Origin of the sequence: Paraburkholderia caffeinitolerans, from assembly GCF_902859945.1 — a bacterium.
GTDB classification, from domain to species: Bacteria; Pseudomonadota; Gammaproteobacteria; order Burkholderiales; family Burkholderiaceae; genus Paraburkholderia; species Paraburkholderia caffeinitolerans.
Map to the genome: position 1 here is coordinate 20,703 of NZ_CADIKL010000036.1, position 20,120 is coordinate 40,822.

Annotated in this window: 19 protein-coding genes and 2 pseudogenes; 13 read left to right on the forward strand and 8 right to left on the reverse strand. The window is 63.6% G+C overall.

Translation table 11 applies throughout. The features are described 5' to 3' along the window. The first annotated feature begins 460 nt into the window (after positions 1 to 460). Positions 461 to 1,507 carry a glycosyltransferase family 2 protein gene (locus HV773_RS27380; RefSeq protein WP_129563864.1) on the forward strand — a complete coding sequence of 349 codons (1,047 nt, stop codon included), beginning with the start codon at positions 461 to 463 and terminating at the stop codon, positions 1,505 to 1,507. 189 nt (positions 1,508 to 1,696) lie between these two features. After that, positions 1,697 to 2,134, forward strand: coding sequence for a PRC-barrel domain-containing protein (locus tag HV773_RS27385; RefSeq protein WP_129563863.1), 438 nt, complete (start codon positions 1,697 to 1,699; stop codon positions 2,132 to 2,134). 73 nt (positions 2,135 to 2,207) lie between these two features. Here the strand turns inward: HV773_RS27385 and HV773_RS27390 are convergent, their stop codons facing one another. Next, the gene (locus tag HV773_RS27390) at positions 2,208 to 3,152 is read right to left on the reverse strand and encodes a LysR substrate-binding domain-containing protein (protein ID WP_129563862.1); all 945 of its coding nucleotides are present in this window, start codon (positions 3,150 to 3,152) and stop codon (positions 2,208 to 2,210) included. 156 nt (positions 3,153 to 3,308) lie between these two features. Between HV773_RS27390 and HV773_RS27395 the strand changes: the two genes are divergently transcribed. The 4 genes and pseudogenes from HV773_RS27395 to HV773_RS27410 form a co-directional block, all read left to right on the forward strand. Continuing rightward, positions 3,309 to 4,163 (forward strand): HTD2 family dehydratase, encoded by an 855-nt coding sequence (locus HV773_RS27395; protein ID WP_129563861.1) that lies wholly within the window; start codon positions 3,309 to 3,311, stop codon positions 4,161 to 4,163. A 36-nt stretch (positions 4,164 to 4,199) separates the two neighbouring features. Beyond that, positions 4,200 to 5,360, forward strand: a complete 1,161-nt coding sequence (locus tag HV773_RS27400; protein WP_129563860.1) for an acyl-CoA dehydrogenase family protein — start codon at positions 4,200 to 4,202, stop codon at positions 5,358 to 5,360. Positions 5,361 to 5,389: 29 nt separating this feature from the next. Then, positions 5,390 to 6,568, forward strand: a complete 1,179-nt coding sequence (locus tag HV773_RS27405) for a CaiB/BaiF CoA transferase family protein (RefSeq protein ID WP_129563859.1) — start codon at positions 5,390 to 5,392, stop codon at positions 6,566 to 6,568. Positions 6,569 to 6,699: 131 nt separating this feature from the next. Next, a pseudogene (locus tag HV773_RS27410) lies at positions 6,700 to 7,422 on the forward strand (MFS transporter); the annotation flags it as partial. Between the two features lie 167 nt (positions 7,423 to 7,589). On the opposite strand, the gene HV773_RS27415 reads toward HV773_RS27410, so the two are convergent. After that, on the reverse strand, positions 7,590 to 8,231 hold the full coding sequence (locus tag HV773_RS27415) for a DUF1109 domain-containing protein (RefSeq protein WP_129563858.1): 642 nt from the start codon (positions 8,229 to 8,231) through the stop codon (positions 7,590 to 7,592). Continuing rightward, complete coding sequence (locus HV773_RS27420) at positions 8,228 to 8,773, reverse strand: sigma-70 family RNA polymerase sigma factor (protein ID WP_129564448.1); 546 nt, start codon at positions 8,771 to 8,773, stop codon at positions 8,228 to 8,230. Before HV773_RS27420 ends, HV773_RS27415 begins: the two co-directional genes overlap by 4 nt. A 559-nt stretch (positions 8,774 to 9,332) precedes the next feature. Here HV773_RS27420 and HV773_RS27425 point away from each other — a divergent pair. The 3 genes and pseudogenes from HV773_RS27425 to HV773_RS27435 all read left to right on the forward strand — a co-directional run. Next, positions 9,333 to 10,046, forward strand: a pseudogene (locus HV773_RS27425) (GNAT family N-acetyltransferase); the annotation flags it as partial. Between the two features lie 191 nt (positions 10,047 to 10,237). Next, on the forward strand, positions 10,238 to 10,549 hold the full coding sequence (locus HV773_RS27430) for a high-potential iron-sulfur protein (RefSeq protein ID WP_129563856.1): 312 nt from the start codon (positions 10,238 to 10,240) through the stop codon (positions 10,547 to 10,549). 84 nt (positions 10,550 to 10,633) lie between these two features. Then, complete coding sequence (locus HV773_RS27435; RefSeq protein ID WP_129563855.1) at positions 10,634 to 11,674, forward strand: tellurite resistance/C4-dicarboxylate transporter family protein; 1,041 nt, start codon at positions 10,634 to 10,636, stop codon at positions 11,672 to 11,674. Between the two features lie 76 nt (positions 11,675 to 11,750). Here HV773_RS27435 and acs read toward each other — a convergent pair whose 3' ends face one another. From acs to HV773_RS37020, 3 genes are all read right to left on the reverse strand, one after another. Then, positions 11,751 to 13,691 (reverse strand): acetate--CoA ligase, encoded by a 1,941-nt coding sequence (gene acs / locus HV773_RS27440; protein ID WP_129563854.1) that lies wholly within the window; start codon positions 13,689 to 13,691, stop codon positions 11,751 to 11,753. Positions 13,692 to 13,776: 85 nt separating this feature from the next. Next, entirely contained in the window at positions 13,777 to 14,358 is a 582-nt protein-coding gene (locus tag HV773_RS27445; protein WP_129563853.1) for an acetate uptake transporter, read from the reverse strand. A gap of 354 nt (positions 14,359 to 14,712) precedes the next feature. Continuing rightward, the gene (locus HV773_RS37020; protein ID WP_129563852.1) at positions 14,713 to 14,970 is read right to left on the reverse strand and encodes a hypothetical protein; all 258 of its coding nucleotides are present in this window, start codon (positions 14,968 to 14,970) and stop codon (positions 14,713 to 14,715) included. A 290-nt stretch (positions 14,971 to 15,260) separates the two neighbouring features. Here HV773_RS37020 and HV773_RS27450 point away from each other — a divergent pair, with 290 nt between their 5' ends. Then, positions 15,261 to 16,115, forward strand: coding sequence for an alpha/beta fold hydrolase (locus tag HV773_RS27450; RefSeq protein ID WP_129563851.1), 855 nt, complete (start codon positions 15,261 to 15,263; stop codon positions 16,113 to 16,115). A 40-nt stretch (positions 16,116 to 16,155) separates the two neighbouring features. Here HV773_RS27450 and HV773_RS27455 read toward each other — a convergent pair whose 3' ends face one another. Beyond that, positions 16,156 to 16,581 carry a VOC family protein gene (locus tag HV773_RS27455; RefSeq protein WP_129563850.1) on the reverse strand — a complete coding sequence of 142 codons (426 nt, stop codon included), beginning with the start codon at positions 16,579 to 16,581 and terminating at the stop codon, positions 16,156 to 16,158. Between the two features lie 117 nt (positions 16,582 to 16,698). On the opposite strand from HV773_RS27455, the gene HV773_RS27460 reads away from it, so the two are divergent. Further along, positions 16,699 to 17,574 (forward strand): LysR family transcriptional regulator, encoded by an 876-nt coding sequence (locus tag HV773_RS27460; RefSeq protein ID WP_129563849.1) that lies wholly within the window; start codon positions 16,699 to 16,701, stop codon positions 17,572 to 17,574. A gap of 12 nt (positions 17,575 to 17,586) precedes the next feature. On the opposite strand, the gene HV773_RS27465 is transcribed toward HV773_RS27460, so the two are convergent. After that, positions 17,587 to 18,018, reverse strand: a complete 432-nt coding sequence (locus tag HV773_RS27465) for a GFA family protein (RefSeq protein WP_227875517.1) — start codon at positions 18,016 to 18,018, stop codon at positions 17,587 to 17,589. Between the two features lie 176 nt (positions 18,019 to 18,194). Here HV773_RS27465 and yiiM point away from each other — a divergent pair, with 176 nt between their 5' ends. Continuing rightward, complete coding sequence (gene yiiM / locus HV773_RS27470) at positions 18,195 to 18,878, forward strand: 6-hydroxyaminopurine reductase (protein ID WP_129564447.1); 684 nt, start codon at positions 18,195 to 18,197, stop codon at positions 18,876 to 18,878. An 81-nt stretch (positions 18,879 to 18,959) separates the two neighbouring features. Next, positions 18,960 to 20,048, forward strand: coding sequence for a cell division protein ZapE (gene zapE / locus HV773_RS27475; protein WP_129563847.1), 1,089 nt, complete (start codon positions 18,960 to 18,962; stop codon positions 20,046 to 20,048). Positions 20,049 to 20,120: the final 72 nt, after the last annotated feature.

Genomic DNA, 20,120 nt, shown 5'->3' on the forward strand with positions numbered 1-20,120 from the left:
TAATTCCGGCCGCCGCCTGCCAACCGCAGAATTATTTTCTCCGTTCGACCCTCAGTTTGGCCATTTATCCGGCGCTGCTATTAAGGAAATAATCGGGCGGCGCCAAAACCACGGCGCAAACCGCGAGGCGCGCCCTTTGCACCCGACTTTTCTGGTCCCTTACGGCCCCGCGCGGCGCCGTGCGAATTCAGGGTAAAAAGCCCGCCTGGCGCGGCTTTGCCAGCAACCGTGCCAGTGCGCGGACCACGCGGCACGGCGCTTGCTCACAGGTTTCGATTTTCTTTTCGAATCCTCGTACCATTCGTGCGTAATTCCCGCCAGATACGCGTTTTCCCGCATTACTCCGGCTTGCGATTTATTTTCAATTTCTTTCGAGTTTTGATGGCTTACCGTCATGCCAGTTGAGTAGCGTTCGCAATGCGAACCTCTTCATCGTCCCTAAGGAACAAGGGGTAGGCCCATGACCATAAAAACCAAAGTCTCGATTTGTCTGCCCACATACAAGCGGCCGGATCTGTTGATCGACTGCATCGAATCGTGCTTTGCGCAGACGCACACGAACATCGAGATTGTGATCGGCGACGACTCGCCCGACGACCAGACCGAACGCATGATTGCGCAACGGTACGGCAACGACACGCGCATCGCGTACCGGCGCAATACGCCCGCGCTCGGTCAGGCACGCAACGTCGCGAGCCTCTTTGCGCGCGCAACCGGCGACAAGATCCTGCTGATCCACGACGACGACTATCTAGCCGAGCAATGCATCGAGCGCCTGCTTGCGCAATGGGAGCGCCACCCCGGGATTCAGGCCGCGTTCGGCAATCAATATGAAGTCGACCACGACGGCAGCGTGGACCACGCGTCTAGCGAGCACATGAATCACGCGTATCACCGCACGAGCGCGGCGGCGGGCCTGCAAGCCTTGCCGGGACGCACCGGCATCGTGCAGATGTTCCCGAATAACGGCTGGCTCGCCGACGCCGCGCTCGTCAAGCAGATCAGCTACGACGAGCAGCATGCCGTGTGCTGCGATTACGTTTTCGGCGTGCGCCTGTGCCTCGCGGCGCGGGGCGTGTGCTACATCGACGAACATGTCTCGTACTACCGCAAAACCGATGTCTCGGTTTCGCAGTCCACGCGCAATACGACCAGCGCATCATCGCTGGCCGCCTGGAGCTTCCTCCAGGGGCTGACGCTGCCGCCCGAACTCGAACCCGCGCGCAAGCTCGCCATGCGCCGGTTCGTGCCGATCGTGGTTTCGCTCTACGCGCGCAACAACAAGGCGCGCCAAGGCTTGAGTCTCGCGCTCGGGAACCTGCACGCGTATCGGTACGGATTGAGCGCGCGGCTCTACTACCACCTGCTGATGATCGGGAAGGGCATGCGGCGCGCGAAAGGCCAGCCGCCAGCGATGGCATTCGACGCCGATGAAGTGGGCGTGGATGCGGCGCCGATCGCGCCAGTCGCGCCGATGGTGGACGTCGCGCGCACGCGCGTGCCTTGATCGCGAATCGCGTCGGCGGCGAGCCCGAGATTGGGCCAGCATGATATTGCACACACCAAGTGCGCCCCGCCTGCGGCAACCCACACGCGCCCCTGCTTCAATCCCGCTAGTATTACGCTTCGATTGTTTAGCGTGGCTCCGCGCCGCGCATTCACCTAGAAGCAGAAACTTGAATCAGGAGCACGGTAAATGTCTTTCCGCATGACGATGTTGACGGCTGCTGTTGTGGCCGCAAGCGTGGCTAGCGCAGGTGCGCAAGCCCAGGTAGCCGGCGCGCAGCCGCTCTCCGTGACGGTCGAGCAATCGCAGGCACTGCTCGAAGGCTGGAGCGTGAAGAAGAGCGTGCTCGGCAAAGCCGTCTATAACGACGACAACGTCAAGGTCGGCACGGTGCGCGACCTGATCGTCGCGCCGGACGGCACCGTGTCGGCGGCCATCGTCGCAGCGGGTGGCTTCCTCGGCGTCGCCTCGCATGACGTGGCCGTGCCTATCGCCTCGCTCGACGTGCGCAACGGCAACCTCTATCTGCCCGGCGCAACCAAGGAAGCGCTCAAGGCCACGCCGGCATTCCAGTACGCCAAGATCGACTCGCCGCCCAAGCCCAAGCGCGTCGATACCAAGCACTAATCACGCGCGAGGCCAGCCTCATGTGAAGCTGGCCTCCGGGTGCTCACCTCTCTGCGGGCTCGCGCGCCACGCCTCAGCCCGCCGCTATCCCCGTCTCCCGCAGTTCGATTCCTGTCCAGACACCGCTCGCGCGAAGCTCCTCGATCAACTCGCAAAGCGTGCGCCGCACAGCAAGCGAAGCGGAACTCACCGGCAATGCATTCGGCCAGCAGATGCTCGCGGGCCGCCGGATCGTCGGATCGACGATGCGCCGCATCTTCGGCCGCTCGGCCGGCGCGCGTAGCGCCAGCGCCGAAGCAGGCAGAATCGTGCACGCCGCGCCCGACTGCGCGACCGAGAGCAGCATGGGCAGCGAGTCCACATCCGCGACGATATTCAACGGCACTTGCTCGCGCGCGAAGGTTCGTTCGAGCAGCAAGCGCAGGCCGTTGGCCACGCCCGGCGCCACCAGCGGCACATCGGCGAGCGCCGCGAGCGCACACGTGCGTGCCCGCGCAGGCAGCCCCGGCTCGCCAAGCACGTAAAGTTCTTCGTCGAGCACCGGCAGCGCGGAGATGCCCGGCGTAGCCGTGTCGCGAAACAGAATGGCCAGATCGAGGCGGCCATTCGCGAGCAGTTCGTTCAGATAGCCGCTCATGCTCTCGAATAACTGCAGGCGAATGCCGGGGTAGCGCTCGCGCACGCGCTCGAAAACCGGCATCGCCAGCACCGAGGCCATGGTCGTGGGAAAGCCGATGGCGACCGTGCCCGACTCCGCGCCCACACCCTCGCGCACTTCCTGGCGCAATTGCTCCATCTGATGCAGCACGAGGCGCGCATGACGGTACAGCGCCTGGCCCGCGGCAGTGGGCTTTACGCCCTGCGGGCTGCGCACGAGCAGCGGCACGCCCAGATCGTCTTCCAGCTTCGCGACCTGCTGGCTGAGCGACGGCTGCGCCACGTAGAGCTTTTCCGCGGCTTTGCCGAGACTGCCGTAATCGACGATGTTCACGAAGTAACGAAGCTGCCGAACGTCCATGGACTTGGGCCCTTCCTGCCCTGGCAATGCGAGAGTCATAGGATACGCTTATGACCGGCACATTCAATCCGTATTTCCGCGTCGCGGAGCGTTCGCATACAGTCGATCCATTCCTTCTATAGCAATGCGTTGGCCGAACCAGCGCTGGAGACGGCGATGAATCATCCCCTGCCGGAACCGCTCATACAGCCGGTTCAAACGGTCACCGACCTCGTATCCCCCGCACCCGCTGCCGCGCTTGCCGCCACACTCGACAGCGGCAGCAAGCCGGCACTCGGCGACGCGCTTCCCCCCCTCTGGCACTGGCTCTATTTCTGGTCCGCCGCGCCGCAAGTCGAATTGGGCCCCGATGGGCATCCGCACAAGGGCGGCTTCCTTCCCGATCTCGGCCTGCCACGGCGCATGGCGGCGGGCGGGCGCATGACGTTCAATGCGCCGCTCGCGATCGGCGCGCAGGCGCACCGTGTTTCGCGTGTGCTTCGCATCGAAAACAAGGCGGGACGCAGCGGGCGGCTCGCGTTCGTCACTGTCGAGCACGAAATCATTGCCGATGGCGTCACCGCGATCCGCGAAGAGCAGGACATTGTGTATCGCGAAAGCACGCAGCCTGGCCAACAGCCGGGACCCGCCTCCACGCAAGCGCCCGCCGATGTCCACGCCGACTGGCAGCGCGAAATCACGCCCACCGAGGCGCTGCTGTTCCGCTACTCGGCGCTCACCTTCAATGGCCATCGCATTCATTACGACCGCGACTACGCGCGCAACGTGGAAGGTTATCCGGACCTCGTCGTGCACGGGCCGCTGATCGCCACGCTGCTGCTCGACACGGTGGCGCGCTTCGCGCCCGATGCCGTCGTGCGCGAGTACCGCTACAAGGCCGTGCGCCCAACCTTCCTCGGGCATGCCTTCACCCTATGCGGCCGCCGTTCGGCGGACGGCCAGACCATCGAACTCTGGGCGAAGGATCACGAAGGCCGGCTGACCATGTCGGCACGCGCCGTGCTCGCCTGAACACAATCCACCTGAATATACGCAGGAATCCAAACAATGAACGAAGCGACCGATCAATACCAGGACATCCGCGAAGCCGTGCGTGATTTGTGCGGCCAGTTTCCGGCCGAGTATTTCCGCAAGATCGACGAGGAGCGCGGCTACCCCGAAGCCTTTGTCGACGCGCTCACGAAAGCGGGCTGGCTGGCCGCGCTGATTCCGCAGGAATATGGCGGCTCGGGCCTCGGCCTCACCGAGGCCTCGGTCATCATGGAAGAGATCAATCGCAGCGGCGGCAACTCCGGCGCCTGCCACGGCCAGATGTACAACATGGGCACGCTGCTGCGCCATGGCTCGGACGAGCAAAAGCGCAAGTATCTGCCCAAGATCGCGAGCGGCGAGTTGCGCCTGCAATCGATGGGCGTGACCGAGCCCACCACCGGCACCGACACCACGAAGATCAAGACCACCGCGGTACGCAAGGGCGACCGCTATGTGATCAACGGCCAGAAGGTGTGGATCTCACGCGTGCAGCACTCCGACCTCATGATCCTGCTCGCGCGCACCACGCCGCTCTCGGACGTGAAGAAGAAAAGCGAAGGCATGTCGATTTTCATGGTCGATCTGCATGAAGCGATCGGCAAAGGCCTGACCGTGCAGCCGATCCTGAACATGGTCAATCACGAAACCAACGAGCTCTTTTTCGACAACCTCGAAATTCCCGCCGAGAACCTGATCGGCGAGGAAGGCAAGGGCTTCAAGTACATTCTCGACGGGCTGAACGCCGAGCGCACGCTGATTGCCGCCGAATGCATCGGCGATGGCTACTGGTTCATCGACAAGGTTTCGCAATATGTGAAGGACCGCCAGGTATTCGGCCGCCCGATCGGCCAGAACCAGGGTGTGCAGTTCCCCATCGCGCGCGCGTTCGTCAACGTGGAAGCCGCGAACCTCATGCGTTTCGAGGCGGCGCGCCGCTTCGACGCGCACGAGCCGTGCGGCGCGCAGGCGAACATGGCCAAGCTGCTCGCGGCGGACGCCTCGTGGGAAGCCGCGAACGCCTGCCTGCAATTCCACGGCGGCTTCGGCTTCGCCTGCGAATACGATGTGGAGCGCAAGTTCCGCGAGACGCGCCTCTACCAGGTCGCGCCGATCTCGACGAACCTGATTCTCTCGTACGTGGCCGAGCACATTCTCGGCCTGCCGCGTTCGTTCTGATCGCTTGTGACTGCATCAGGGAGACTCTCATGCGCCCTCTCGAAGGCATCAAGGTCGTTACGTTCGAGCACGCGATCGCCGCGCCTTTCTGCACCCGCCAGCTCGCGGATCTGGGCGCGCGCGTCATCAAGGTCGAGCGCCCCGGCTCGGGCGACTTCGCGCGCGGCTACGACGAACGCGTGCACGGCCTCGCTTCGCATTTCGTCTGGACCAACCGCTCGAAAGAAAGCCTCACGCTAGACGTGAAGCGCGCTGAAGCGCTCGCCATCGTCCACGCGTTGCTCGCCGACGCCGACGTGTTCGTGCAGAATCTCGCGCCCGGCGCCACGCAGCGCCTCGGGCTCGACTACGAGACGCTGCGCGAGCGCTACCCGCGCCTGATCGTCTGCGATATCTCCGGCTACGGCAGCGACGGCCCGTATCGCGACAAGAAGGCCTATGACCTGCTGATCCAGAGCGAGTCCGGCTTTCTCAGCATCACCGGCTCGCCCGACGAGCCGGCCAAGGCCGGCTGCTCGATCGCCGATATCTCGGCGGGCATGCACGCGTATTCGAGCATCCTCGCGGCGCTCATCGAGCGCGGCAAGACCGGGCGCGGCCGGCGCATCGACGTGTCGATGCTGGAAAGCATGGTCGAGTGGATGAGCTACCCGCTCTACTACGCGATCGACGGCCAGACGCCGCCGCAGCGCAACGGCGCGGCGCACGCAACGATCTATCCCTACGGGCCGTTCAAGGCCGGCGACGGCAAGTCCGTCATGCTCGGCCTGCAAAACGAGCGCGAATGGAAGCGCTTCTGCGAAACGGTCCTGCGCCGGCCGGCGCTGGCCGACGACGCGCGCTTCTGCTCGAACAGCCGCCGCGTGGCGCATCGCGCGGAACTGGGCCAGCTCATCGAAACTGCGTTCGGGGCGCTCACGGCGGGCGATGTGATCGAGCGGCTGGAAGAAGCGAAGATCGCGAACGCGCATATCAACGACATGCACGCGGTTTGGGCGCACGAGCAACTCGCTGCCCGCGAGCGCTGGACGCGCGTGGGCACCCCGGCAGGCGAGATTCCCGCGCTGCTGCCGCCAGGCGCGACGCTCGCCGATAACCCGCGCATGGACCCCGTGCCCGCACTCGGCCAGCACACCAATGCGATCCTGCAAGAACTCGGTTACGACGACACGCGCATTCGCACGCTGCGGGAGAGCGGGGCGGTTTAATTTCGCCACGCGGCTCCGTCGATACTGATCAGCCGAAAATCGTCCAACACCGTAGTAGTCCAGAATTTCTTGGACAGTATGCAGGCCGCAAAAAAATAACTCCGCGGCAAACCCAACCAGGAGACGACACCATGCAACACGCGGTCAATGCTGCCGGGCGCCTGGACAGGCTGCCCATTTCCCGCTTTCATTGGAAAATTCTCGGCCTCATCGCCGGCGGTGCGTTTCTCGACGCCTTCGACATCTATCTCGCCAATGGGTCAGTCGCGGCCATGGTCAAGGAAGGTTTCACCGACCTACACCACGGCGCGATGTTCGTGTCCTCCACCTTCGTCGGCATGATGCTCGGCGCGTTCATCGCGGGCTGGCTCGGCCGGCGCTATTCGTACCAGCTCAATCTCGCCGTGTTCGGGCTTGCCTCCATCGCCGCGTGCTTTGCGCCCAACATCGAATCGCTCATCGGGCTGCGCTTCATCATGGGTCTGGGCCTGGGCGCCGAACTCGTCGTCGCGGCGGGCACGCTTGCAGAGTTCGTGCCGCCCGCCACGCGCGGCAAGTGGGTGTCGCTGCTCGCCAGCATCACCAATAGCGGCCTGTTTGCGGCGCTCGCAGCGGGCTACTGGGTCATTCCGAATCTCGGCTGGCGCTATATGTTCGCGCTCGCGGGCGTGGGCGCGCTCGTCGTCTGGTTCCTGCGGCATCGCATGCCCGAGTCGCCGCGCTGGCTCGAATCGGTCGGCCGGCTCGACGAGGCGGAAGCGACGCTCGCCGCAATCGAGCGCGAAGTGAGCGCTCAGATGGGTCAGTTGCCACCCGTGCAGCGCGCCGTCGATCTGAACAAAGACAAGGCGCCACAAGCCGTGCCGCGCTCGAGGACATCAAGCCTGAAACCGGCGACGCGCAAGAACTGGGAAGCAACGCAGTCGTTTCCTGCGGTACCGAGGGGCGCTGAGAACTTTCGGCGTGCTTCCTCCTTGCTTCGGGCGGGGCCATCAGAGAGCCGGGCAACGCCCGGCCCAACTTACCAGCGCAACAACCGAGGCCCAAGCCACGCACCCAGCGCGGCGGGCAACAACATGCCGATCGCGTACCAGATGCTCCAGAACGCCGGACTCATTTCCGGGCAGTGCACACAATAAGCGACGGTGGCCAGCCCGCTCGCGAAGAGACCCGCCGCGGCGCCCGCAAGACGCGGGCGCGTGGGTGCAAGGCCCCGCGTGGCCCAGAACACCGCCGCGAAGGTGGGCACCGAAAGCAGCAGGATGTTGAATGGGCAGGTGCGCCACGACAAGCCGAGCATGAGCGGCACGCGCTCGGCGGGCGCGGCGGCGCCCAGCGTGAGCCACCCGGCCAGCCAGACGCAAACGAAGGGCACGGCCACCAGCGCCCACGCGTAGCCGCTGCGCACACCGGGACGTCCCAGCCGGCTCACGACCAGCGCGGCGGCGAGCGCCACGGCAAGCGGGAAAGCGAGCTTCGCCCAGAAGATCGGCGTTTGCGCCACGCTCATGAGGTCGGGCCGCACGCCGAACACCATCATGACGATCGCGAGCGATCCGGCCAACCCGAGCGGCAGCGCACGCGCGAAGCGGCGCAAGACCGCCTTATGATCCACGCGCGCGCCGCCCGTGGAAAGCAGGTTGATGAGGTCGTCGGTTTTCATTGCGCCCCCCGGATACGCGCGGCGAGCGCCTTCAGGCCACGGTGGATGCCCACCTTCACGGCCGACTCCGACAGCCCGGTGAGCTGCGCGGCTTCCAACACCGAGCGTCCTTCGAGCTTCACGTGAACGATGGGCAGGCGCTGCTTGTCCGGCAACTGCTCGAGCAGCTTGCCGATGTCGCGGCGCGCCTGCGCCGGTTCGTCGTCGGCGGTGGCGAACAGGTCGGTGTGATCGTCGAGAGGGTCGTTCAGCGATTCGCGGCGAGCGCGCGCGCGGAAAAAATCCATCAGTTTGTAGCGGGCGATGGCGTGCACCCAGGCGGTCAGCGGTTCGTCGGAGCGCCACGTGTGGCGTGCGTTGTGCACCGCGAGCAGAATCTCCTGCACGAGGTCTTCAACATCTTCGTGCAATTGTGGAATGCGGCGGCGCAGAAAGCCGCGCAAATGCCGCGTGAGTTCCTGGAGGAACAGGCGGTAGGCGTCGACGTCGCCTTCGAGACCGTCGACGAACAGTGCTTTGAGACGGATTTCCGCGGGATGCAAAGGGCGTCCTGTGTGCTCCGGCCGAAGGGATGGCGCGCCTGCGCCAAGCTCCACACCCGCCGCGAAGCTTGCAGTAGGCTTGCATACGGCGGCGCCAATGTTGCCGCCATCCAGCGCGGGCGCGGTCGACTGAGCGTAGCCCATGGCGTTCGCGACCGCAATAGCGCTCGCGGCGCGGCGTGCAACCCGTGCGCCGCGTACACCATGTGCAGCGCGTCCGTCACGTTCGTCCGCCTGCATCCATCCCGCCGCTGTATCCGCCCAGCCCACGCTTTTGTTCTCCGCCGATGAACCTGCCCGCGCATGCCGTGCGCCACCCGCCTCCGGGTCTCTTCAAGCTAATTCGTCGGCAACGCGCAGCGGGTTACACACCGCACGACATTTCTTTCGGCCTGCGTCCGGCATGGGTGCGGCTTCCGCCCGGCGCCCGCGTGGCCCCAACGACGCCGCGCCCCGTGGATCTTTGCAAGGAGCCACGCACGCGGTACTTTAGCGGTCATTCCCGATCAACCGTGTCACGCAGGCGACCACCCGGTCGCGCGAATGGAGCAAGCAAAGCATGGCAGCGAGAACAAACGAGTACGAGCAACCCATCGGCGTCGACCTTTCCGGCTGGACCGCGCGCGAGCGGCCCGCGCGCGTGAGCATCGAGGGCACGCGCTGCCGCATCGAGCCCATCGACGTCGAACGGCACGCCGCCGACCTTTTCGACGCCTACAACCAGGCCACGGACGGCAGCGACTGGACCTATCTTACGGTCGGCCCGTTCGCGGATCCCGAGTCGTATCGGGTCTACCTCGCGAAAGTGGCGGCCTCCACCGACCCGCTGCATTACGCGGTCGTCGACCGGGCGACCGGCAAGGCCGTGGGCACGTTCTCGCTGATGCGCATCGACCCGGCGAACGGCGTGATCGAAGTCGGCAACGTCGTCTTCTCCCCGCTGCTCAAGCGCACGGCGATCTCCACCGAGGCACAGTATCTGCTGATGCGCTACGCATTCGACGAACTCGGCTACCGGCGCTACGAGTGGAAATGCGACAGCCTCAATGCGCCCTCGCGCCAGACCGCGCTGCGGCTCGGGTTCCAGTACGAAGGCATCTTCAGGCAGGCCATCGTGTACAAGGAGCGCAGCCGGGACACCGCGTGGTTCGCCATCATCGATCAGGACTGGCCGGGCGTGAAGCGTGCGTTCGAAACGTGGCTCGACGCAGGCAACTTCGACGCCGAAGGCAATCAGCGCGAATCGCTCGCGGGCTTGCGAGAGGCGCAAGCCCGCGGCTGATCCGGCGCTCACACACGGCGTGCATTCATATGTCACACCGTGATACATTGGTTTCCGCACCAGTTTTGTCGAAGTCGATGCACGACGGGAGACACTCGAAATGCGGGCCCAGAGCGATGCTTGACATGCGCATGGTGATCCGCCGGCTCCCGTTGGATCCCCCACATACAGGAGTCCATGTCATGCCAGTCTCTCGCCGGCGCTTCATGATCATTGCCGCCTCTGTCGCGTCGACCACGGTACTTTCCACCGAATCGCGCGCCGACGCTCCGCTGCTTTCCGAAAGCGACCCCACTGCCCAGGCGCTCGGTTACAAGGAAGACGCCGCCAAAGTCGACAAAGCGAAGTTCCCCCGCTATCAGGTCGGGCAGACCTGCGCTTCTTGTCAGCTATATCAGGGCAAGGCCGGCGCGGCGACAGGACCCTGCCTCGCGTACGGCGGCAAGCTGGTGTATGCGAAGGGGTGGTGCAACTCTTACGTCAAGAAGGCCTGACTCCGCCCTGGGCACAACGCGGCCCGATGACATAGCGGACACCAGCAAAGCGTCGGGTTGCGCACGGGCGTTGAGGAGCCACGCATGCCGACGCTCAAAGCGGGCCAATCCTGGCTACAGGCATTTCCGCCCACGGCCTTCGCGATGGTCATGGCGACGGGCATCGTCTCGATCGCCGCGCATCTGCTTGGCTACGAGGTCATCGGGTGGTTTCTACTCGGCGTCAACGCCGTAGCCTGGCCCGCGCTGCTGGTCATTTCGCTTTGCCGTCTGCTGCGCTACCCACGCGCGGTGCACGCCGATATCGTCGATCACGGGCGCGGGCCGGGCTCCCTCACGCTGGTCGCGGCAACCGCGGTAATCGGCGGCCAGCTTTCGACATTTCATCTCCTCCCACGCGCGCTGCCGTGGCTGCTCGGCCTCGCGGCCGGGCTTTGGCTTGTCGTCTCGTACACGTTCCTCGCCGCCATGACCATCGGGCAGCGCAAGCCCGGGCTGCACGCGGGTCTGAACGGCACGTGGCTGATGCTGGTGGTGGCCACCGAATCCGTTGCCGTGCTCGCAGTAGCCGTCTCGCAAGACGATGGCGCCTCCGTCCCGCTCGATCTGCTGGCCATCTCGGCATGGCTGCTGGGCGGCTGCCTCTACATGATCCTCATCACGCTGATCTTCTATCGATGGTGCTTCGTGCCCATGACGGCCGCCGATCTCACGGAGCCCTGGTGGATCAACATGGGCGCGATGGCGATCACCACGTTCGCGGGCAGCCGCCTCATTCTGGCCGGGCACCACCTCACGGGCTGGCCAGGCGGCGACCTGCTCGTGCTCCAGGTGCTGACCACCGCATGCTGGGCCATGGCGACATTCTGGATTCCTCTGCTTGTGGCGCTTTTCATCGAGAAGCATGTGATCATTGGCGACCCGCTACGCTACACATCGGCGGAATGGTCCATCGTGTTTCCGCTGGGCATGTACACGGCCGCCACCTGGAGTTACGCCGACGCCGCCCACCTGCCGTTTCTCGCCAACGTGGCGAGGGTCACCGTACTTATCGCCTTCGCGGCGTGGGTGCTCGCGACGATCGGGCTGCTGCGTGCGGCGCTGCGGTCGGTCACCGGCAAATGAAGGGCGGCGCGATGGGCCCATGAAGCGGGTCCATCGCGCCGCCGCTCATCGTGAAGATCGGGTCAATGCCTGCGCTTCAATGCGCGATCCGATGGTCGATCAGTTCCTTGACGACACGCGGATCGGCCAGCGTGGAGACATCGCCCAGATTGTCGTAGTCGCCATCGGCAATCTTGCGCAGAATGCGGCGCATGATCTTGCCCGAGCGGGTCTTCGGCAAAACGGGCGCCCACTGGATGAAATCGGGACTCGCGATCGGACCGATTTCCTCGCGCACCAGCGCGACCAGCGCCTTGCGCAGCGGCTCCGTGGGCTCCACGCCCACCTTGAGCGTCACATAAGCGTAGATGCCCTGCCCCTTGAGCGAATGCGGGAAACCCACGACGGCCGCCTCGGCGACACACGGATGCGTCACCAGCGCGCTTTCCACTTCCGCTGTGCCTAGCCGGTGACCCGAGACGTTGACCACGTCGTCGATGCGCCCCGTGATCCAGTAGTCGCCATCCGCATCGCGATAGCAGCCGTCGCCGGTGTAGTACTTACCTTCGAACTGGCTGTAATACGTGGTTCGCATCCGGTCCGGATCGCCATACACGTAGCGCATCTGGCCGGGCCACGAGTCGAGCATGCAGAGGCTGCCCGCGCCCGCTCCCTCGATGACCTCGCCCTTTTCGCCCACCAGCGCCGGACGCACGCCAAAGAACGGCCGTGTGGCGGCGCCGGGCTTGAGTGTCATGGCGCCCGGCAGCGGCGCAATCAAAATGCCGCCGGTTTCCGTTTGCCACCAGGTGTCGATCACGGGGCAACGCTTTTCGCCCACCACTTCGTAATACCAAAGCCACGCCGCCGGGTTGATCGGTTCACCCACCGTGCCGAGCAGCCGCAGCGATTTACGCGATGTCTTCTTGACCGGGCCGTCTCCGTCGCGCATCAGTGCGCGAATCGCGGTTGGCGCGGTGTAGATGATTTGCACCTTATGCTTGTCGCACACTTGCCAGAAACGCCCGCTGTCCGGGTAGTTCGGCACGCCTTCGAACATCAGCGTGGTGGCGCCGTTGGCAAGCGGACCGTAGACGATATAGCTGTGTCCTGTCACCCAGCCCACGTCGGCGGTGCACCAGTAGATCTCCCCATCGCGATAGTCGAAGACATACTGGTGCGTCATCGCCGCATAGGTGAGATAGCCGCCCGTGGTGTGCACGACGCCTTTGGGCTTGCCCGTCGAGCCCGAGGTGTAGAGGATGTACAGCGGGTCCTCAGCATTCATTTCTTCCGGCGGACAGTCCGCGGTGCAGCGGCTCATCAGAGCTTCATACCAATGATCGCGGCCTTCGCGCCAGCCGACCTTGCCACCCGTGCGCCGAACCACGACGCAGGTACGCACCTCGGGGCATTTTTCCATCGCCGCGTCGGCGCTCTCCTTCATGGCGATCGCGCGGCCGCCGCGCACGCCCTCGTCGGCGGTAATCAGAATATTCGATTGGCAATCCTGAATACGATTCGCCAGCGCTTCAGGAGAGAAGCCGCCGAACACCACGGAGTGAATCGCGCCGATGCGCGCGCATGCGAGCATCGCGACAGCCGCCTCGGGAATCATCGGCATATAGATGGTCACGCGCTCGCCACGCTTCACGCCCAGCGATTTCAGCACATTGGAGAACTTGCAGACTTCCGTATGCAGCTCGCGGTACGTTAGCGTGCGGCTGTTGGCGGGATCGTCGCCTTCCCAGATGATGGCGGCCTGATCGCCACGCGTGGATAGATGGCGGTCGAGGCAATTGCTGCAGGCATTGAGCGTGCCGTCGTAAAACCAGCGAATATGCAGATCCTGGCTCGCGAACGAAACGTCCTTGACCTGCGTGTACGGCTTGATCCAGTCGAGACGCTTGCCGTGCTCGCCCCAGAAACCCTCAGGGTCCTCGGTGGAGCGGCGATACATCTCCTCATAGCGCGCCTGGTCGAGCGAGGCGTGCTTCGCCCATTCCGGTGTCACGGGAAATATTAGATGTTCAGACATGGCTTCCTCCTGGTTGAGGACGTTGCGCTGCCATGCCTCCGGCGGGAAGCGCCCTCGGGCACGCGCCCCCGCCGGCGCGAAACCGCTACGCTGCTTGTGGATGCGGCGGCTCTATGTAGGGATGAGTGGGCAACACGGTGCGCCCAAAGCTTTCGTTGATGACCATGGCGGCGGACGCGTAGAACGCCAGCACGGCTGTAATCAGGCCCGTATAGCCGCCGAGATGCGTGGCGACCTGCGAGCCCGAAAACGCGCCGATCGCCAGAAGCAGATAGGTGATCCAGAGTGCGAGAAACACGACTTGTACCGACGTGCTGGTGTGCATGGAGCCGATCCACATATAGAACGTAAACACGCCCCACACCAGCAGATACCAGCCGACGAACGCCTCAGGCACCTTTGTTCCGAGGAATGCGACGAAGAGCGCGAACGACCACCAGAACGCGCCATAACTGAGGAACGCCACCGTGCCGAGCGTATTGCCGCGCGGAAACTCCATCACGCCCGCGATCATTTGCGCCGTGCCGCCGAAAGCAAACGCCAGCGCGAGCACGAGGCCCAACGCGTCGGAGCTGAACCAGCCAGCGTTGACCATGCTGAGCATCCACGTCGTGAATGCGAACCCGGCTAGTCCGAGCGGTGCCGGATTGGAGAGTTTGCCTTCCATGATTTGCCTCCGTGATCATCGGTTCCGATTGCACTATGTCGTACTATCGGCAGCGGCGCGATGGGCACCCAGTCGCCGATGTATTCAACCGCGCACCCTGAATAAGACGACAACGGCTTCGCCGCCCTTCTGCTCGTCTGCGCAGAAACCCATGATCATTATAGGATATATATCATGTTGTGATATATATCGATCAGGTCCGAAAAATACGGGTAAAACGGGCCGGAAAGCACACGACAACGATTCGCCGCATGCGAACAATCAAATCAAATGGAATCCTAAGTAAATATTGAAAATTTCCGGAATCGGAAAATCGACCCGACTGAACCGGGTCGATCGGCCTGCGGACCCGGATTAGTTGGCCGTTCCAGTGGAGCAGTATTGCGCGAAGTTCGTCTCGGAGGCAGCAAAGCCTTTCTGCTTGGCGAGTTCCCAGGGACGTTCGCAGCGCTGCGTGTGTTCGCACCACGAATAGCCTGCGGATCCGATGCAGCCGTGGGCGTCGCGATCTGCGCCGACCGCATTCGATGAGGCAGTGGAACTCGCGGCACTGCAAGCGCCGAGCAGACACATGGCAGCGCCAAGACAGCCGCGAAGCAGGTTTCGGTGCATGAATGAACTCCGGTAAGTAGGGACTGACTTTTCGGCCGGAGTCTACCAGCGTCACGGCGCGGCCGGCTGCGGATTGGCCGGTGCGGCCGATGCACCAGCGCGGCATCAAGCTGGCGATTACGCAGCGTGTTTCCGGGCGCAATTCACATCTGAGTTGTTCACAGCTCGAACCAACGCTTTCTTTCAATTGTTTTTCAATCAGAAAACCTGATAGCAACGTTCAATTTATTGCGTTTCCCTTAAGCGTTGCCATGCGGCAAAGTGTCATCTCCGCGACTGGAGTGATCTCCGTGAACCAACGCATTGACCCATCCCTGCTTGCCCCGCCCGATCTGTCGTTCGCGACGCTGGATTCGGGGGTCGTTCTGCCCTACCTCGAACGAGGCATGGGTGAGCCGCTCCTGTTCGTGCATGGCTCGCTGTGCGACTACCGCTACTGGGAACCGCAACTGGACGGTCTCGCGGACGATTTCCGCTGCATCGCGCCTAGCCTCAGCCATTACTGGCCGGCCGCCGACGCCTGCATTCAGGGCGAATTCGGTTGGGAAAGCCATCTGCACGAACTGGCCGACTTCATTGCCGCGATGGGGCTCGAGTCGGTGCATCTGGTTGGCCATTCGCGTGGCGGCTCGATTGCCTATCACCTTGCACGCCGCTATCCGCGCCTCGTGCGCTCGCTCGTGCTCGCCGACCCGGGCGGCCCGCTCCGTCGCGTCGAAGACGACGCCGACGTGCTCCCGCCCGCAACCAATGCACTGCGGACGCGCGCGGCCGATCTCATCGAGCGCGGCGATCTGGAACAAGGGCTCGAATTGTTCGTGGATTCAGTGAGCATGCCCGGCGCCTGGCGCAAGAGCCCGCATGCCTTCCGCGAAATGGCCATCGCCAACGCCACGACGCTGCCCAAGCAGTTGCTCGACCCGCTGCCCGCCTACATGCGCAGCCCCGCAGCGGACGTCAAGTGCCGCACGCTGCTGATCGACGGCCAGCGCAGCCCGCTCATGTTCCGCAATAACGCGGAAGCGCTCGACGAGTGGATCGACTTCGCTCAGCGCGTCACGATGAAAGGCGCGTCGCACGGCATGAACGCCACGCACGCCGACCTGTTCAATACGCACGTGCGCAACTTCATCACGCAGAGCTGACGCAGGCTTGATGCGCAGTTGACCCCGGCGACGCCGGGGTTCATTTGGCAAATAGCTGCCCGATGTCCTTGAACGCCTTGAATTCGAGCGCGTTGCCGCACGGGTCGAACAGAAACATGGTGGCCTGCTCGCCCACCTGCCCCTGAAAGCGGATATACGGCTCGATCACGAATTGCGTGCCGAACTCGCGCAGCCGCTGCGCGAGCGCTTCCCATTGCCCCCATTCCAGCACCACGCCGAAATGCGGCACCGGCACGTCATGCCCGTCCACCGCATTCGTATGCGCGTTCTCCTGCGAGACGGTTTTCGGATGCTCGTGAATCACAAGCTGATGGCCGAAAAAATCGAAATCGACCCACTGTTCGCTCGAACGGCCTTCTTCGAGACCAAACACGCGGCCATAGAAGTCGCGCGCGGCGGCAAGATCATAAACAGGAATGGCCAGGTGAAACGGGGAAAGGCTCATGCTCGACTCCATGCTCGGTATGCAACACGTTTTAGCGTTTGACCGGGCGATGATAGGCGGCGTCGATTAAAAATAAAATCAATATATAATTTCATCATCCACAAATGGAATTTGTGAATGATCCGCGAACTGAAGACCTTGATTGCCGTTGCCCGCGAGGGGACGTTCGCCGCTGCCGGCAACCGGATCGGTCTCACGCAGGCTGCCGTGAGCGCGCAGATGCAACGCCTCGAAGCCGAACTCGGTTTCGCGCTGTTCGACCGCGAGGGACGCACCGCACGCCTGAATGCACGCGGTCAGCAGATTCTCGTGCAGGCGCAGGAGGTGATCCGGCTTTATGGCAACCTGAGCACGGTTACCGTGGACCCGGCCGTGGCCGTGCGGGTCAACATCGGCGCGATCGCCTCGGTGCAGCGTGCGTTGCTGCCCGACGCACTAGCGGCCTTCCGCAAACAGTGCCCCGGTGCGAGCACGCGCGTAATTCCGGGGGTGTCGATGGAACTGCTCAACCTCGTCGATGCCGGTGAAATCGAGCTGGCCGCCCTCATCCGCCCACCGTTCGCACTCCAGAGCGATATGCGCTGGACACCGCTTGCGCAAGAGCCTTATCGGCTCATCGTGCCGCGCCGCATGAAAGGCACCGACTGGATGGAACTGATCGCCACGCAGCCTTATATTCGCTACGACCGCGCTTCGTTCGGCGGCCGGCAGGTCGACCGTTTTTTGCGGCGCATGCAGTTACGCGTGCAGGACGCGTGCGAGCTCGACGAACTGGAAGCCATCGTAAAGCTGGTGGAGAACGGCGTGGGCGTCGCGCTCGTCCCGCAGACCGCCACGTATAGGCGCTGGCCGGTCAAAGTCCGCGCGCTCGACCTCGGCCACCACACGTTTCACCGCGACGTGGGCATCGTGCACCGCGACGCGAGCCAGATGAGCGAAGCGGCCAGAGTGCTGCTCGATTTGCTGGAGAGCGAGGCGAAGGGGGAACGGTAGCGGGCTGCGCGCTTAATTTCCCGCTTCAAATACGGGCCCATCCCATCCGTCCAGATACTTGGGCAGCGCATCGATCACGTCGATCACGCGATGCCGGTAAAACAGATGCATTGTGGGCTGTCTCTCCGCGGGCAAGGTCCCATCGTGCGCACGCGCGAGCAAACTGTTCGGAACGACGCGCATACCGAGGCGATTCGTGCCGAACAGCGTCTCACCACACGTGGCACAAAAAGCCCGTGACATCTGCTTATGTGGATGCTGGAAGACCTGAAGCGCTCCGCTGGCAACAGCGCGATCCGCCGGCCATGCGGATGCGGACAATATCGACGTGCCGTAGAAATCCCGGCACGTCCCGCAATGGCAATTCGCCAATGCAGCAGGCTCTCCGATCAGATCAATCGTGACCGCGCCGCACAGGCACGCAAGCTTGCGTGATTCGTTCACTGCTCCTCCGTGAATTTGCGCGCATGCGAACATGTCGCTTCGCGCCGTATCTGATCGTTGCATTAGACCACGTTCGCCTTTACACGCGACCGAACGCCACCCCGCCGCTCGCGATTTCGAATTGCACGGCAAGGCCAAAGCGCGGAGCATGTGGGCTCACGCAGATGGAGTCGCACATGAGCTATCCCGTAGCGGTCTTTACCGGCCCGATTCGCGATTATCCCGGCAGCCGCCCGAGCGCGATCGTCAAGCGCGTGGTGAACGGCGCGCTGATGTTGACCGAACACGGCCTTGAAGGAGACGAGCAGGCAGAACCCGGGATTCACGGCGGCCCCGACCGCGCGCTGTGCCACTATCCGCGCGAGCACTACGCTCACTGGGTGCGTGAATTTCCCACGCAGGCTCGAAGATTTTCCGCGCCGGCCTTCGGGGAAAACCTCTCCACAATTGGACTGACCGAAGAAAACGTCTTTATCGGCGATATCTTTCGTTGGGGCGATGCGCTGATTCAGGTTACGCAGCCGCGCTCGCCCTGCTTCAAGGTGAACTTTCACTTCGACATCGAAGACCTCTCGCTGCGTATGCAGAACGCCGCGCGCGTAGGCTGGCTCTACCGTGTGATTGCTGCCGGCCGCGTCAGTCCCGATGCTCCACTTGAGCTTGCCTCGCGCGTCAGCAACGTTTCTTTGCGCGACGCCGCTGCCATCGCCTGGCACACGCCTTTTAGCGACGAACAGTGTCTCAGACTGCTGAGCGCTGCGGGATTATCAGCGAGCTGGACTCGCACGCTGCAGAAGCGGCGCATCAGTGGCGAGGTCGAAGATTTCTCGCGGCGCCTCTGGGGCGGCGCGCGGCGGTGACATCTCGCGATGTGCGCAAGCGCCCCGTGTATTGCAGAATACGTGGACCTTTCTTATTGTTCCCCGAGTCATTGTCACCGCATGATCGACCCGTCCTCCATTGCCAGTGCGCTCGCACAGAAAGGAATCGTCGCGGACGAGAGCCAGCAACGGGCCATCGACGCGCTGTGCGCGCTGCTCGATGATGAACGCGCGCATGCTGACCGGGTGCCGTATCGGGGCGTCTACTGTCACGGTCTGCCCGGTCGCGGCAAGAGCCTGATCGTCGATACCGTCTATGCACTTGCCACGTGCACGAAGCGGCGCCTCCATTTTCATCAATTCATCCGCGATGTGAACCGCCTGCTCGTGCAAGCGCCCAAAAGCGACGACCGGCTCGGCGACGTCTCGCGTGCGTGGCTGAAAGACATCGAACTGCTCTACTTCGACGAATTCCATGTGCACGACATCGCCGATGCGTTCCTGATGGGACGCTTCCTGGAAACGGCGCTCGCATGCGGCACGCGCATCGTGCTGACGTCGAACTACAGCCCGCGCAATTTGCTGCCGGACCCCGAGTTCCATGAACGCTTCGAGCCCACGATCGAACGAATCGAGCAGCACTTCGAAATCGTCGCGTTCGATGGCGAGCGCGACTATCGCGAACAATGCGACGCCGGCGGCGCGGCAACGGCCGAGCAACGCTTTTTTGCGCCGCTCGAAGGCACGCGCGAACCGTTGTGGGAAATTTTTAGCGGGTACGAAGCGCAAGCAGTCGTGCATCCGACAACCGTGGAAGTGGCTGGACGATTGCTGCCCGTCACGGCGGCGGGCAAACAACTGGTGTGGGTCGACTTCGATGCGCTGTGCTGCATGCCCCGCTCGCACCTCGACTACCTGGCGCTTGCCGAGCGCTGGTGCGGCGTGATCGTCGACCGTCTGGAGACTGAGATGCTCAAGCGCCGCGATGTGCTGCAGCGCTTCGTGTGGCTCGTCGATATTTTTTACGACCGCAAGCATGCGCTGTTCATCGCCTCGGATCAGCCGGTTCGTGCGGCGCTCGCTGGCCTCGATGGCGCACACGATGTTTCTCGTACCACGAGTCGGCTCGCCGAAATGCAATCGCGCGGCTACGCGAACAGCCTCGTGCGCAAGCATCTCGCCGCGCCCTCACGCGCGGCGATCGACTAGCGATACGGATGCACGCGAACGGCAAGCGCTGTCCGCAGACTTTTTTCACCTGGTGTACAGTCCGTCGGACTT

What these genes read in the sequence shown, in the direction of transcription:
- HV773_RS27380 (WP_129563864.1), top strand. Translation starts at nt 461, where the DNA reads ATGACCATAAAAACCAAAGTCTCGATTTGTCTGCCCACATACAAGCGG.
- HV773_RS27385 (WP_129563863.1), top strand. Translation starts at nt 1,697, where the DNA reads ATGTCTTTCCGCATGACGATGTTGACGGCTGCTGTTGTGGCCGCAAGC.
- HV773_RS27390 (WP_129563862.1), bottom strand. Translation starts at nt 3,152, where the DNA reads ATGGACGTTCGGCAGCTTCGTTACTTCGTGAACATCGTCGATTACGGC.
- HV773_RS27395 (WP_129563861.1), top strand. Translation starts at nt 3,309, where the DNA reads ATGAATCATCCCCTGCCGGAACCGCTCATACAGCCGGTTCAAACGGTC.
- HV773_RS27400 (WP_129563860.1), top strand. Translation starts at nt 4,200, where the DNA reads ATGAACGAAGCGACCGATCAATACCAGGACATCCGCGAAGCCGTGCGT.
- HV773_RS27405 (WP_129563859.1), top strand. Translation starts at nt 5,390, where the DNA reads ATGCGCCCTCTCGAAGGCATCAAGGTCGTTACGTTCGAGCACGCGATC.
- HV773_RS27415 (WP_129563858.1), bottom strand. Translation starts at nt 8,231, where the DNA reads ATGAAAACCGACGACCTCATCAACCTGCTTTCCACGGGCGGCGCGCGC.
- HV773_RS27430 (WP_129563856.1), top strand. Translation starts at nt 10,238, where the DNA reads ATGCCAGTCTCTCGCCGGCGCTTCATGATCATTGCCGCCTCTGTCGCG.
- HV773_RS27435 (WP_129563855.1), top strand. Translation starts at nt 10,634, where the DNA reads ATGCCGACGCTCAAAGCGGGCCAATCCTGGCTACAGGCATTTCCGCCC.
- acs (WP_129563854.1), bottom strand. Translation starts at nt 13,691, where the DNA reads ATGTCTGAACATCTAATATTTCCCGTGACACCGGAATGGGCGAAGCAC.
- HV773_RS27445 (WP_129563853.1), bottom strand. Translation starts at nt 14,358, where the DNA reads ATGGAAGGCAAACTCTCCAATCCGGCACCGCTCGGACTAGCCGGGTTC.
- HV773_RS37020 (WP_129563852.1), bottom strand. Translation starts at nt 14,970, where the DNA reads ATGCACCGAAACCTGCTTCGCGGCTGTCTTGGCGCTGCCATGTGTCTG.
- HV773_RS27455 (WP_129563850.1), bottom strand. Translation starts at nt 16,581, where the DNA reads ATGAGCCTTTCCCCGTTTCACCTGGCCATTCCTGTTTATGATCTTGCC.
- HV773_RS27460 (WP_129563849.1), top strand. Translation starts at nt 16,699, where the DNA reads ATGATCCGCGAACTGAAGACCTTGATTGCCGTTGCCCGCGAGGGGACG.
- yiiM (WP_129564447.1), top strand. Translation starts at nt 18,195, where the DNA reads ATGAGCTATCCCGTAGCGGTCTTTACCGGCCCGATTCGCGATTATCCC.
- zapE (WP_129563847.1), top strand. Translation starts at nt 18,960, where the DNA reads ATGATCGACCCGTCCTCCATTGCCAGTGCGCTCGCACAGAAAGGAATC.